At 70.9% G+C, this 13,385-nt stretch carries 15 protein-coding genes; 12 read left to right on the forward strand and 3 right to left on the reverse strand.

Translation table 11 applies throughout. The annotated features are described in order from the left end of the window. The 4 genes from argH to QMK28_RS12270 all read left to right on the forward strand — a co-directional run. On the forward strand, window positions 1-907 hold a 907-nt coding region (gene argH, locus QMK28_RS12255), incomplete at its 5' end, for an argininosuccinate lyase (RefSeq protein WP_326437129.1). Between the two features lie 212 nt (window positions 908-1,119). Then, the gene (locus QMK28_RS12260; RefSeq protein WP_326437130.1) at window positions 1,120-2,094 is read left to right on the forward strand and encodes an aldo/keto reductase; all 975 of its coding nucleotides are present in this window, start codon (window positions 1,120-1,122) and stop codon (window positions 2,092-2,094) included. A 117-nt stretch (window positions 2,095-2,211) separates the two neighbouring features. Further along, window positions 2,212-2,763, forward strand: a complete 552-nt coding sequence (locus tag QMK28_RS12265) for a TetR/AcrR family transcriptional regulator (RefSeq protein ID WP_326437131.1) — start codon at window positions 2,212-2,214, stop codon at window positions 2,761-2,763. After that, a complete protein-coding gene (locus tag QMK28_RS12270) occupies window positions 2,760-4,313 on the forward strand; it encodes an MFS transporter (RefSeq protein WP_326437132.1) in 1,554 nt (517 codons plus the stop codon). Before QMK28_RS12265 ends, QMK28_RS12270 begins: the two co-directional genes overlap by 4 nt. 32 nt (window positions 4,314-4,345) lie before the next feature. Here the strand turns inward: QMK28_RS12270 and QMK28_RS12275 are convergent, their stop codons facing one another. Further along, complete coding sequence (locus tag QMK28_RS12275) at window positions 4,346-5,014, reverse strand: lysophospholipid acyltransferase family protein (RefSeq protein ID WP_326437133.1); 669 nt, start codon at window positions 5,012-5,014, stop codon at window positions 4,346-4,348. 241 nt (window positions 5,015-5,255) lie between these two features. Between QMK28_RS12275 and QMK28_RS12280 the strand changes: the two genes are divergently transcribed. From QMK28_RS12280 to QMK28_RS12290, 3 genes are all read left to right on the forward strand, one after another. Further along, window positions 5,256-6,404, forward strand: a complete 1,149-nt coding sequence (locus tag QMK28_RS12280; protein WP_326437134.1) for a glycerophosphodiester phosphodiesterase — start codon at window positions 5,256-5,258, stop codon at window positions 6,402-6,404. A gap of 161 nt (window positions 6,405-6,565) precedes the next feature. Further along, the gene (locus QMK28_RS12285) at window positions 6,566-7,108 is read left to right on the forward strand and encodes a sigma-70 family RNA polymerase sigma factor (protein WP_326437135.1); all 543 of its coding nucleotides are present in this window, start codon (window positions 6,566-6,568) and stop codon (window positions 7,106-7,108) included. A 77-nt stretch (window positions 7,109-7,185) separates the two neighbouring features. Next, a complete protein-coding gene (locus QMK28_RS12290) occupies window positions 7,186-7,689 on the forward strand; it encodes a GNAT family N-acetyltransferase (protein WP_326437136.1) in 504 nt (167 codons plus the stop codon). Window positions 7,690-7,730: 41 nt separating this feature from the next. Here QMK28_RS12290 and QMK28_RS12295 read toward each other — a convergent pair whose 3' ends face one another. Both QMK28_RS12295 and QMK28_RS12300 read right to left on the reverse strand, forming a co-directional pair. Next, on the reverse strand, window positions 7,731-8,228 hold the full coding sequence (locus tag QMK28_RS12295) for a hypothetical protein (RefSeq protein ID WP_326437137.1): 498 nt from the start codon (window positions 8,226-8,228) through the stop codon (window positions 7,731-7,733). Continuing rightward, the gene (locus QMK28_RS12300; RefSeq protein WP_326437138.1) at window positions 8,221-8,589 is read right to left on the reverse strand and encodes a hypothetical protein; all 369 of its coding nucleotides are present in this window, start codon (window positions 8,587-8,589) and stop codon (window positions 8,221-8,223) included. The genes QMK28_RS12295 and QMK28_RS12300 overlap by 8 nt, the downstream gene beginning before the upstream one ends. Window positions 8,590-8,719: 130 nt before the next feature. Here QMK28_RS12300 and QMK28_RS12305 point away from each other — a divergent pair, with 130 nt between their 5' ends. From QMK28_RS12305 to QMK28_RS12325, 5 genes are all read left to right on the forward strand, one after another. Beyond that, complete coding sequence (locus tag QMK28_RS12305) at window positions 8,720-9,367, forward strand: HAD family hydrolase (protein ID WP_326437139.1); 648 nt, start codon at window positions 8,720-8,722, stop codon at window positions 9,365-9,367. Between the two features lie 371 nt (window positions 9,368-9,738). After that, window positions 9,739-10,830, forward strand: coding sequence for a methionine ABC transporter ATP-binding protein (locus QMK28_RS12310; RefSeq protein ID WP_326437140.1), 1,092 nt, complete (start codon window positions 9,739-9,741; stop codon window positions 10,828-10,830). Next, the gene (locus QMK28_RS12315) at window positions 10,827-11,588 is read left to right on the forward strand and encodes a methionine ABC transporter permease (RefSeq protein WP_326437141.1); all 762 of its coding nucleotides are present in this window, start codon (window positions 10,827-10,829) and stop codon (window positions 11,586-11,588) included. Before QMK28_RS12310 ends, QMK28_RS12315 begins: the two co-directional genes overlap by 4 nt. A gap of 50 nt (window positions 11,589-11,638) precedes the next feature. After that, window positions 11,639-12,490, forward strand: a complete 852-nt coding sequence (locus QMK28_RS12320) for a MetQ/NlpA family ABC transporter substrate-binding protein (protein ID WP_326437142.1) — start codon at window positions 11,639-11,641, stop codon at window positions 12,488-12,490. A 217-nt stretch (window positions 12,491-12,707) separates the two neighbouring features. Next, the gene (locus QMK28_RS12325) at window positions 12,708-13,343 is read left to right on the forward strand and encodes a GNAT family N-acetyltransferase (protein WP_326437143.1); all 636 of its coding nucleotides are present in this window, start codon (window positions 12,708-12,710) and stop codon (window positions 13,341-13,343) included. The last annotated feature ends 42 nt before the right edge of the window (window positions 13,344-13,385 follow it).

Genomic DNA, 13,385 nt, shown 5'->3' on the forward strand with positions numbered 1-13,385 from the left:
CCACGTCCTCGCCCACGTCCAGGCACTGAGCCGGGACGCCGAGCGGCTGCGCCAGTGGGACGAGCGGACCGCCGTGTCGCCGTACGGGTCCGGCGCGCTCGCGGGCTCCTCGCTGCACCTGGACCCGGAGGCGGTCGCCGCCGAGCTCGGCTTCGAGCGCGGCTCCGCCGGCAACTCCATCGACGGCACGGCCTCCCGCGACTTCGTCGCCGAGTTCGCGTTCATCACCGCGATGATCGGCATCGACCTGTCGCGGATCGCCGAGGAGGTCATCATCTGGAACACGAAGGAGTTCTCCTTCGTGACCCTCCACGACGCCTTCTCCACCGGCTCCTCGATCATGCCGCAGAAGAAGAACCCGGACATCGCCGAGCTGGCCCGCGGCAAGTCCGGCCGGCTCATCGGCAACCTCACCGGCCTGCTCGCGACCCTCAAGGCCCTCCCGCTCGCGTACAACCGCGACCTCCAGGAGGACAAGGAGCCGGTCTTCGACTCCTGCGGCCAGCTCGAAGTGCTGCTCCCCGCGTTCACCGGGATGATGGCGACCCTCACCGTCAACCGCGACCGGATGGAGGCGCTGGCCTCCGGCGGTTTCTCGCTCGCCACCGACATCGCCGAATGGCTCGTCCGGCAGGGCGTGCCGTTCCGGGTCGCGCACGAGGTCGCGGGCGAGTGCGTGAAGGTCTGCGAGGCGTCGGGCATCGAGCTGGACGAGCTCACGGACGAGCAGTTCGCCAAGATCTCCGAGCACCTCACCCCCGAGGTCCGCACGGTCCTCAATGTGCACGGCTCGATCGCCTCCCGCGACGGCCGCGGCGGCACCGCCCCCTCGGCTGTGGCCGTCCAACTCACCGAAGTGAAGGCCGACTTGACCGTCCAGCGGCAGTGGGCGACCGCCAAGCGCTGACGCGAGCGGCGGCAGCGCGCCGGCTCCGGCGCGCACGCGCCGCGTGCGCACAGGACCCGGTCGTCGGATGAGGGCGGCCGGGTCCTGTGCGTCCGCGGCCTGTGCGCGCTGTGGGTACGGTGTGATCCGCTGACCCGGACCTCACCCGGACCTCACCCGGACCACTGATCGCACCGACCGCGCACCGACACCGTCGCCACAGGGGCCGCACTATGGCGTTCGCACGCCTCGCAGAAGCCGATTCGCCCACCGCCCGCATCGGGCTCGGCCTGGCGGCCGTCGGCCGCCCCGGATACATCAACCTCGGCAGGGACCGCGACCTCCCGGCCGACCGCACGGTCGACGCGCTGCGCGAGCGTACCCACGCGCTGCTGGACGCCGCGTACGCGCACGGCGTGCGCTACCTGGACGCGGCGCGCTCCTACGGCCGCTCCGAGGAATTCCTCGCCGGCTGGCTGCGCGAGCGCCCGGACGCCCGCGACGCGGTGATCGGCAGCAAGTGGGGCTACCGCTATGTGGCCGACTGGCGTACCGACGCCGAGGTGCACGAGGTCAAGGACCACAGCGCCGCGACCTACGACGCCCAGCGCGCCGAGACCCGGGCGCTGCTGGGGGAGCGGCTGGACCTCTATCAGATCCACTCGGTGACCCTCGACAGCCCTGCCCTCACCGACCGCGCGCTGCACGAGCGGCTGTCCCGGCTCGCCGCGGAAGGCGTGACGGTCGGCCTGTCGACGAGCGGCCCGGCCCAGGCCGACGCGATCCGCGCGGCCCTGGAGGTCAGCGTCGGCGGCCGGCCCCTCTTCGGCGCCGTGCAGGCCACGTACAACCTGTTGGAGCCCTCCGCCGGGGCCGCCCTGGCGCAGGCCCACGCGGCGGGGCTCGCGGTCATCGTCAAGGAGACGGTGGCCAACGGCCGCCTCGCCACCGCGGCGCACGCCCCCGAGGCGCTGCGCGAGATCGCCGAGGAGACCGGCGCGGACTGCGACACCGTCGCCCTCGCCGCGGTGCTCCAGCGGACGTGGGTGCGCGTCGCGCTGTCCGGCGCGGCCACCACGGGCCAGCTCGCCTCCCACCTCGCCGCCGCGACCCTGCGCCTCGACGAGCGGCAGCTCGCCCGCCTCGACGGCCTCGCCGAGCAGCCCGCCGCGTACTGGGAGCGGCGCTCCCGGCTGCCGTGGAGCTGAGCGGCGCGGCAGCGGCCTCGCATCCCTCAGCGACGGATGCCTCAGCGACGCATCCCCCAGCGAGACACCATCCTTCCGTATGAGACGAAAGGGTTTCATTCGGGTTATCGTCGTCTCATGAGTGTCGATCGCGAGCACGTCCTCAGGGAAGCCGCAGCCCTGCTCACCCGCAAGGCGACGGCCTCCATGGACGAGATCGCCAAAGCGGCCGGCATCAGCCGGGCCACCCTGCACCGGCATTTCGCAGGGCGCGAGACGCTCGTCCGCGCGCTGGAAGACCTCTGCATCGAGCAGCTGGAACACGCGCTGGACACCGCCCGCATCGAGGAGGGCGACGCGATCGACGCGGTCCGCCGACTGATCGTGGCGGCGGAACCGGTGGCCGGATTCCTCGGCTTTCTCTACACCGAGAACCAGCTCTTCGAGGGCGACGAGATCAACGCGGGCTGGGCGCGGGTGGACGCCCGGGTCGTCGCGCTCTTCCGGCGCGGCCAGGAGCAGGGGCAGTTCCGGATCGAACTCACGCCGGGCTGGCTGACCGAGGCGCTCTACGGGCTCATCGCGGCCGCCGCCTGGGCCGTGCACGACGGCCGGGTGGCCGGAAATGACGCGAGTTTCATGGTCGTCGAGCTGCTGCTCGGCGGCGCGACACGGAGTATGGAGACATGAGCAGCAAGATCGAGCCCCGACCGGCCGCCGCGGGCGGGTCCGAACAGCCGCGCCCCGGACGCTGGCTCGCGCTGGCAGTCCTGGTGCTGGCTGTCCTCCTGGTCGCCGTCGACGCGACCGTCCTGGGCCTCGCGACCCCCTTCGTGAGCGAGGACCTGCGCCCCTCCGGCACGCAGCTGCTGTGGATCGGCGACGTCTACTCCTTCGTCATCGCGGGGCTGCTGGTCTCCATGGGCAGCCTCGGCGACCGCATCGGCCGTAAGAAGCTGCTGCTCACCGGCTCCATCGCGTTCGGCGCGGTGTCCGTGCTCAACGCCTATGCGACGAGCCCGGAGATGCTGATCGTGGCGCGGGCGCTGCTGGGCGTCGCGGGCGCGACGCTGATGCCGTCCACCCTCGCGCTCATCCGCAACCTCTTCCACGACCCCAAGGAGCGCAGCCTCGCCGTCGGCATCTGGGGCGCGATGGCCTCGGCCGGCGCGGCGGTCGGGCCGGTCGTCGGCGGATTCCTGCTGGAGCACTTCTGGTGGGGATCGGTCTTCCTGATCAATCTCCCGGTGATGGCCGTGCTCGTCGTGGTCGGCATGAAGCTGCTGCCCGAGTCGCGCGACCCGGCGCCCGGCCCCTGGGACATCGTCAGCGTCGGCCTCTCGCTCGTCGGCATGGTCGGCATCGTCTACGCCATCAAGGAGGCGGCGGCGCACGGCGTGAGCCTGGGCAACGTCGCCGCGGCCGTGTTCGGCCTACTGGCGCTGGTCTGGTTCGTACGGCGTCAGCTCACCCTGACCTCACCGCTGCTGGACATGCGGCTGTTCCACCACCGGGGCTTCAGCGGCGCGGTCCTGGCCGACCTGCTGACCATCCTCGGGCTCGCGGGCCTCGTCTTCTTCCTGTCCCAGTTCCTGCAACTGGTCCAGATGCGCCAGCCGCTCGAAGCGGGGCTGGCCGAACTCCCCGCCGCGGTCGGCGCGGTGGCGGCCGGACTGACGGCCGGCATCGTGGCCCGGAGATTCTCGGTACGGATCGTGGTCTCGGGCGGCCTGGCCGCCATCGGCGTCTCGCTCGCGGTACTCGGATGGCTCCAGGCCGACACCGGATATCCGCTGATCGGCGCGGTGCTGCTGGTCGTCGGCGTCGGCGCGGGCTTCTCCTTCACCATCACCGCCGACGTGATCCTCTCCACCGTGCCCAAGGACCAGGCGGGCGCCGCCTCGGCGGTGTCCGAGACGGCGTACGAACTGGGCGCGGCGCTCGGCATCGCGCTGCTCGGCTCGGTGGTGACCGGCGTCTACCGCGACTTCGTGACGCCGCCGGGGGTGCCGGCCGGCGCCGCGGCGGAGGCCCATGAGTCGCTGGGCGGGGCGTACGAGTCCTCACGCGGACTGCCGCACGACCTCGGCTCCGCCCTGCTGTCCTCGGCGCAGGACTCCTTCGTCGACGGCCTGCGGATCGCGGCCCTGGCCGGCGCGGTGGTGCTGCTCGCGACGGCCGCGCTGACCTGGGTGCTGCTCCGCGGCCAGGAACTCGGGGAGAGCCCCGAGCACCCGTGACGCTGTTCGAACAAGGGGCCGGCGGCGTCCGGTCAGGCGGCCTTCGCCTTGGTGGCGTACATGTCCACGTACTCCTGGCCGGAGAGCCGCATGACGTCGCTCATGACCTCGTCGGTCACCGCGCGCAGCACATAACGGTCGCGGTCCATGCCCTCGTAGCGGGCGAAGTCCAGCGCCGCGCCGAAGCGTACGGTCACCGGGCTGATCCGGGGGAGCCCCTTGCCGTCCGGCTGCACCTTGTCGGTGCCGACCATTGCGAACGGGACCACCGGCGCGCCGGTCATCAGAGCCAGCCGCGCGATGCCGGTACGGCCCCGGTAGAGCCGGCCGTCGGGGGAGCGGGTGCCCTCCGGGTAGATCGCGAAGACGTTGCCCTCCTCCAGCAGCCGACGGCCCGTCATCAGCGCCGCGACGCCGCCGTGCCCGCCGTCCCGGTCGACCGGGACCATGCCGGTGGTGGTGAAGAACCACGCCATGAGGCGGCCCTTGACGCCCTTGCCCGTGACGTACTCGTCCTTGCCGATGAAGACGACCGGCCGCCGGACGACGAGTCCCAGGAACAGCGAGTCGATGAAGGTGACGTGATTACCCGCGAGGATCACCGCGCCGGTGCCCGGGATGTTCTCCACGCCCTCGATCCTCGGGCGGTACAGGACGCGCATGAGCAATCCGAGAAACGCCTTGAGCAAGATGCGGGACAACGGGCCCTCCGGTCGTGATGGTCGGCTGAGGCACATCGCGGGCTCAGTTCACCTTACGAGTGTGCAGGTGAGGACGATACTCGCGGGTCCGCCTCGATGGCACATCGGGTTCACACGTCCGATACGCAGTGTTGACGTGTGTTTCCACTACGTTCCGTCCGATGTCTCCCCTACGAAAGGCGTAGCATCCTACCATCGGGCGTCGATTGTCAGGTGCGGGACATCACAACGAGGAGTGCTCATGGAGCAGCATCACCCGGGCCGTCGTGCCCTCCTGGGGGTCGCCGCCCTCGGTGCGGGCGTGGCGGTAGTGGGCGGGGCGAGCGCCGCGGCGGCCGCCGGACCGGCCGGCCGACCCGGCTCGCACGGCGGGCTTCCGGTGCCGACCGTGGTCGCGCACCGCGGCACCAGCGGCTACCGGCCCGAGCACACCATCGGGTCCTACCAACTCGCCCTCGACATGGGCGCGGACGTCATCGAGCAGGACGTGGTGCCCACCAAGGACGGGCACCTCGTCTGCCGGCACGAGAACGACATCACCGCCACCACCGACGTCTCGGCGCACCCGGAATTCGCGGACCGCAAGACGACCAAGACGGTGGACGGGGTCAAACTCACCGGCTGGTTCACCGAGGACCTCACGCTCGCCGAGATCAAGACGCTGCGCGCCAAGGAGCGCATCCCCGGCACCCGGCAGCGCAACACGCTCTACGACGGCCGCTGGGAGGTGCCCACCTTCGAAGAGGTCCTGAAGTGGGCCGACCAGCAGGGCCGCAAGCGCGGCCGGCCGGTCTGGCTGCACGTCGAGACCAAGCACCCCACCTACTTCCGCAAGCTCGGCCTGGGCCTGGAGGACCGGCTCGTCAAGCTGCTGCGCAAGTACGGCCGGCACAAGAAGCACGCGCCGAACTTCCTGCAGTCCTTCGAGCCGAGCAGCATCCAGCGCCTGGGCAAGCTCGCCGACTGCCCCAAGGTCGTCCTGCTGTCGACCCCGGCCACCCGCCCCTGGGACTTCGTCGAGGCGGGCGACCCGCGCACCGTCGCGGACCTGGTCAAGCCCGAGGGCCTGGAGTGGATGGCGCACTTCGCCCAGGGCATCGGCCCCGACCTCACGCTGGTCATCCCGCGCGACGCGACCGGCAAGCTCGGCACGCCGACCACGCTGGTACGGGACGCGCACGCGGCCGGGCTGATCCTGCACCCGTACACGATGCGCAACGAGAACACCTTCCTGCCGCTCGACTTCCGCCGCGGCACCGACCCCACCGCCTACGGGGACGCCTTCGGCGCGTTCAAGATCTACTTCGAGCAGGGCATCGACGGCATCTTCTCCGACAACACCGACACCGCGCTGCTGGCGCGGGCGGACTTCCTGGCCTCAAAGCGCTAGGCCGTCAGGACGCTCACGACACGAGCTCACGACACGAGCTCACGACACGAGCTCACGACACGAGCTCACGACACGGGCCCATGACCCGGACACGTGACACGGACGAGTGAGACGTGGCCGCGTCGGCAACCGCACGCCGACGCGGCCACGTCCCGCCGGGCATGACGCCCCATGACCTACTCAGCACACTGCGCCCGCTGCTCGCCGCCGAAGCCGCGGCCGAGGCGCACGGCGCGGGCATCGAGGCCGCCGACCTCGAACAGGACGTATGGCTGCGGCTCCTGGAGCGCACCCGGGAGGCCGGGCCGCCGGCCGAGCCCGTCCGCTGGCTGCGCAGCGCCGTACGGACAGAGGTGCGCAGCGCCCGGCGGCGGGCCCGCCGCGAGGTGCCGTACGACCCCACGGCCGGGGACCCGGCGGGCGGGCCCGAGCGTGGCGGCCCGGATTCCTGCGTCGAGCACGCGGTGCTCGGCGCGGAGCGGGACCGGGCGCTGCGGGACGCGGTGCGCAGACTGCCCGGCCGCTGCCCCGGACTGCTGATGGCCCTGCTGTCCCGCCGGGACCCGACCTACCGCGAGATCGCCGGCGAGTTGGGTATCTCACAGGGCAGCCTGGGTCCGGTTCGTTCCCGATGTCTGGGATGCCTGCGCCGAATGCTCACAGCGGAGGTTGCCGCTCCTGAACCGAGGGGAAAGGAGCGGTAGACGATCGGCGCCACACAGACGTCGTGCACCCGCGGCGACTTCGGACCGGGCGGAATGAATAGGGGAGGCATGCGCGTATGGGCATGAGCGTGACGATCTCTGCGGCGACGGAACAGGACGCCGAGCAGATCCTCAAACTGCAGTTCCTCTGCTACCAGAACGAGGCCGAGCTGTACGGCGACTACGCCATCGAGCCGCTCACCCAGACCCTCGACGGGCTCCGTGCCGAGCTGGACCCCGGCTGCGTGCTGGTGGCCCGGCTCGGCGACGAGGTCGTCGGCTCCGTGCGCGCGAGCGTCGACGCGGAGGGCACGGCCAGGATCGTCAAGCTGATCGTCCATCCGCGGCTGCGGCGGCACGGGCTCGGCGGGCGGCTGCTCGGCGCGATCGAGGAGCGGCTCACGGCGGAGCGGTCCGCCAAGCGCTACCGGCTGTTCACAGGGCACCGCAGCGAGGGCAGTCTGCGGCTGTCCCGGAAGTACGGCTACGCGCAGGTCGGCGTCGAGGCGATCAGCCGCCGGCAGAACCTGATCACGCTGGAGAAGGACGCTGCCGGGCAGGCGTTCGTGGCCAGCGCCTGAGCCCGCCCGAGCCCTTCCGGTGGCGGTGGTCCGCCGGGCATTTACGCCCGGCGGGCCCGCCGCAGCCAGAGCATGCCGATGACCGGCAGGACGACCGGCAGGAAGAGATAGCCCCTGCCGTAGTCGGACCACACGGTCTCGTCGGGGAAGGCGGACGGCTCGACGAGTGTCCAGGTGCCGATGATCAGTACGCCCGCCAGTTCGGCCGCGCAGCAGACGAGGGCAGCTTTGCGGGCCCTCTCGCCGCCGCGCACCAACGAGAACGTGATGAAGCCGTAGACGAGCGCGGCGAACGCGGAGAGCAGATACGCGAGCGGCGCTTCGTCGAACTGCGCGCTCAGCTGGAAGACCGAGCGGGACGCGGCGGCGACGGTGAAGACGCCGTACAGCGTCACGAGCAGCCGTCCCGGCCCCTCGTGCAGCTTGCGCTTCGGGGTCGGGGCGGCCGCCGCGGGCGCGTCCGGCGTCGGGGCTCCTCCCGCCTTCGGCGTCGTCGCCGGTGTGCCGCCCGGCTCCTCCGGTGTCGCGGACTCAGCCATTGCCGCCTCCCCAGATGTCGTACAGCCGGACTTCGAGCACGGCCAGCACCAGCGCGCCCGCCGCGACGGTCACCGAACCCCAGCGGGTCCGCTCCGACAGCGACATGAATCCGGTCGCGGGCACCGCCGCGGCCGCGCCCAGCAGATAGCTGACGAAGATCGCCGCGCTGTCGTGCGGCTGTTCGCCCTGCGCCAACCGCACGACGCCGACGACCAGTTGCGCGAGCGCGAGCAGCGAGACGACGACCATGCCGATGACGTGCCAGTCCTTGGTCGGCTGGTCCCGGTAGGCGGCGAAGCCGCACCAGGCCGCCAGCACGAGGGCCGCCGCGCTGACCGCGACCGTCAGCGCGTCGATCACCGGAGCCGCCGCGCGGCGGGCAGGTGCGTGCGGCGGTACGCACGGGTGGTGGCAAGCATGCAGGCGACTCTAATGTGCCGGAAAGACCTCGTTGCGCGCGGCCCCGGGCGGGCACGTACGCTGCGGAACCATGAAGATCGACGCGGACGCTCTGCTTTTCGACATGGACGGAACCCTCATCTCCTCGATGGAGTCCGTGATCCGCTGCTGGACCCGCTGGGCGGGGGAGTACGGGGTCTCGGCCGAGGAGTTCGCCCGGGTCGAACTGCACGGACGTCCCGCCGTCGAGATCATCTCCGAGCTGCTGCCGGCCGCGCGGGTCCCCGAGGCCCTGGCGCGGATCGAGCGGCTGGAGGTCGAGGACGTGTCCGGCGGAGTGGTCGTGCTGCCCGGCACACTCGCGCTGCTCGACGCGCTGCCCGCCGACCGCTGGGCGGTGGTCACCTCCGCGACCCGCAGGCTCGCCGAGGCCCGGCTCGCCGAGGCCGGCATCCGGCCAGGACTGCTGATCGCCGCCGACGACATCACCCGCGGCAAGCCCGATCCGGAGCCGTTCCTGCTGGGCGCCGAGAAGCTCGGCTTCGCGCCCGCCCGCTGCGTGGTCTTCGAGGACGCCCCGGCGGGACTCCAGTCCGGTCGCGCGGGCGGGATGCGGACCGTGGCGTTGACCACAACGCACGCCCTCGCGGAACTGTCCGCGGACGTCGTCGTCAAGGATCTCTCGGAGGTTTCCGTGCAGGTCACCGGTGATGCGCTGGAGATCACCACCACCGCCTGACCCGCTGCCCGGCACCCCCTGCCGACCATCGGGGGTGTCCGGCAGGCGAGACCAGAACGTCCGCTATGCGGACATCATGAGCCGGTTCGCAAGCCTGTCTGGTTTACTCGTTTCCATGACCACGACGAGCAGCCGCACCCTTGCGACCGAGGCGACGATGACGCCCGGTGCTCGTTGTATGTGTCGAATGTGCGACCGCTGAGGGCCCTTGTCCGAGTCTCGCGCCCCGAAGCGAGACCTGTTCAGCCCCGCGTCCCGGAATCCGAAGCCGCGCTCTCGCGCCCGCCGGGTCCCACCATGCCGTGTTCCGAGACGAATGCCCCGTGTTCGGCGTCGAATCCGCCGCGCACTCGACAGTGACGGATTTCTCTGTGATCACCACAACGGGCCTCACCAAGGTCTACCGCTCGCGAGGCCGCGATATCGCCGCCCTGGACGGGGTCGACCTGCACGTCCGTGAGGGCGAGGTGTACGGCGTCGTCGGCCAGAGCGGCGCCGGCAAATCCACCCTGATCCGCTGCGTCAACCTGCTGGAGCGCCCCAGCTCCGGCACGGTCACCGTGGCAGGCCAGGACCTGACGGCGCTGGCCGGCAGCGGCCAGCGCGCCAACGCCGAGCTGCGGGCCGCCCGCAGCCACATCGGCATGGTCTTCCAGCACTTCAACCTGCTGTCCTCGCGGACCGTGCAGGACAACGTCGAGCTGCCCCTGGAGATCCTCGGCGTCTCCGGCGATGAGCGGTCCCGCAAGGCCCTCGAACTCCTCGACCTGGTCGGCCTCGCCGACAAGGCCAAGACATACCCGGCGCAGCTCTCCGGCGGCCAGAAGCAGCGGGTGGGCATCGCCCGCGCGCTCGCCGGCGACCCCAAGGTGCTGCTCTCGGACGAGGCGACCTCCGCGCTGGACCCCGAGACGACCCGCTCGATCCTGCGACTGCTGCGGGACCTCAACCGGCAGCTCGGGCTCACCGTGCTGCTGATCACGCACGAGATGGACGTCGTGAAGGCCGTCTGCGACTCGGCGGCCCTGATGAAGGGAGGCCGGATCGTGGAATCCGGCACCGTTTCCGAACTGCTGGCCACCCCCGGCTCCGAACTGGCCCGGGAACTGTTCCCGGTCGGCGGCGAACCGTCGGGCGAGGACCGCACGGTCGTCGACGTCACCTTCCACGGTGAGGCCGCCACCCAGCCGGTCATCTCCCAGCTGGCCCGCACCTACAACATCGACATATCGATCCTGGGCGCGGCGATGGACACCATCGGCGGCAAGCAGGTCGGCCGGATGCGCATCGAGCTCCCCGGCCGCTTCGACGACAACGTCGTGCCCATCGGCTTCCTGCGCGAGCAGGGACTCCAGGTGGAAGTCGCGGACGTCGAGTTCAACGCCCCGGAGTCATCGGCGCCCCCCGCCTTCCCCGCGGCCTCCGCCCAGGCCTCCGCTCTGATCGAGGAAGGCGCCAAGTGACCTGGTCCGAGATGCAGCCCGTGCTGAACAACGCCTGTCTGGACACCCTCTTCATGGTGTGGTGGGCCACCGTCTACGCGGTCCTCGGCGGCCTGCCGCTCGGCATCCTGCTGGTCCTCACCGACCGCGGCAACCTGCTCCAGAACGCGGCCGTCAACAAGGTCATGAGCGTGGTCGTGAACATCGGCCGCTCGCTGCCGTTCATCATCCTGATGATCACGCTCATCCCCTTCACCCGCTTGGTGGTCGGCACCTCCGTCGGCCCCACCGCGGCCGTCGTACCGCTGGCCATCGGCGCCGTCCCGTTCTTCGCCCGGCTGGTGGAGACCTCGATCCGCGAGGTCGACCACGGGCTGGTGGAAGCTGTGCAGGCGATGGGCGGCAACACCTGGACCATCGTGCGCAAGGTGCTGCTGCCGCAGTCGCTGCCCTCGATCGTCGCCGGACTCACCACGACCGTCATCGTGCTCATCGGCTACTCCGCGATGGCCGGTACGGTCGGCGGCGGCGGGCTCGGCAATGTCGCCGTCACCTACGGCCAGCAGCGGGCGGACACCCGCTTCATGCTGATCACCGTGCTGCTGCTGATAGTGATCGTCACCGTCGTCCAACTGCTCGGCGGCTTCGCGGCCCGCCGGATCGCCGGCCGCGGCTCCCGCGCCGAGGCTCCCCTGCGCGCACTCCGGCGACGCGCCCCGCGCGACGCTGACGCCGACGCGCCGGAGTCCGCCGAGATCGCGCTCTCCAAGACCGTTTGACCCGAGCCCGGACCCTTTGCCGGGCGGAACCCGCAAGAAAGGCACTCTTCGTGCGCTACACCGTCAAGATCACCGCTGCCGCCGCAGCCGCCGCCGCACTCACCCTCGGGCTGAGCGCGTGCAGCGCGCCCTCCGACTCCGACACCTCGGACGGAGACAAGAACGCCCCGCTCGTCGTCGGCGCCACCTCGGCCCCGCACGCCGAGATCCTCAACTTCGTCAAGGCCGAACTGGCGAAGAAGCACGGGCTGAAGCTGGACGTCAAGGAGTTCGACGACTACCAGCTCATCAACCCGGCCACCGAGAACGGCGACCTCGACGCCAACTTCTTCCAGCACAAGGCGTACCTCGACGACTTCAACAAGAAGCAGGGCACGCACATCGTCCCCGTCGTCAACGTCCACATCGAGCCGATCGGCCTCTACTCGAAGAAGCACCAGAAGCTCTCCGAGCTGAAGGCCGGCAGCCTCATCGGCATCCCCGACGACGTGAGCAACCAGGGCCGCGCGCTCAACCTGCTCGGCGACAAGGGCCTGATCAAGCTCAAGTCCGGGGTCGGCGCCAACGCCAAGCTGTCCGACGTCAAGGACAGCAAGGGCATCAAGTTCCGCGAGGTGAAGGCCGGCCAGATCGCGCCCCAGCTGCCCGACTACGACGCCGCGGTGATCAACGGCAACTACGCGATCGCAGCCAAGCTCAAGCCGTCGAAGGACGCGCTCGCGCTGGAGCCCACCAAGAACAACCCGTACGCCAACTTCCTGGCCGTGAAGAAGGGCAACGAGAGCGACCCGCGGGTCAAGAAGCTCGCCAAGCTCCTCAACACCGCCGAGGTCAAGAAGTTCATCCAGGACAAGTACACCGACGGCTCCGCGCTCCCGGCCTTCGGCCCCGTGCAGGGCTGACCCCTCCCGGACGCCCGCGCGACTGCCGCGTACGACCGCCCGCAGGACCGCCCGAGCCACCCGGCCGCCGGCACCAACGACGGCTCCGAGCAGCCCACCTGGGACGTTCGGGGCCGTCGGGCGTGGCACATCGTCAGGCCGATGCTGCATGCTGTCCGGGGTCCGGGGTTCTCCCCGGAGCTATGCCGTCACAAGGTCCCTGACCACGGAGCAGCGCATGACAGCCACCTTCCCGGACATCACCATCAGCACGGACCGGCTGGTGCTGCGCCCGTTCGAGGAGCCGGACGCGGCGGCGCTCACCGACATGATGAACGACGAACTCATCACCGCCTGGACCACGGCGCCCGTCCCCTACACCAACACCGACGCCCGGAAGTGGATCGTCCGGCAGGCGCCCGCCGAGCGCACCGCCGGCCGCGGCATCGTCTTCGCGGTCACCGAGTTCCTCACCCACCGGCTCGTCGGCTCCATCGAGCTGCGCAACACCGACTGGCGGCTGCTCGCCGCCGAGATCGGCTACACCACCGCGCCGTGGGCGCGCGGCGAGGGCTACGCGGCCGAAGCGGTGCTCGCCGTCGCCGAGTGGCTCTTCCGCGACCAGAAGTTCGAGCGCCTCGAGCTGCGCACCCCCGCCGACAACAGCGCCGCCCAGCAAGTGGCCCAGAAGACCGGCTGCATCAGCGAGGGCGTGCTGCGCAATGCCTGGATAGCCCGGACCCGGACCGAGGACGGCGGGTGGACCGACATCCGCACCGACCTCATCGTCTGGAGCCTGCTGCCCGAAGACCTGGAGGACGGCCCCGAGCCGACGCCCGACGAGAACGGCTTCGTCTACCCCGACTGGCGCTGAAACGACTCTCCCGCGCCCCCGCCTCCTGAACCGGGCCCCGGG

The organism is Streptomyces sp. H27-D2, from assembly GCF_035828615.1.
In the GTDB taxonomy this organism is placed as follows: Bacteria; Actinomycetota; Actinomycetes; order Streptomycetales; family Streptomycetaceae; genus Streptomyces.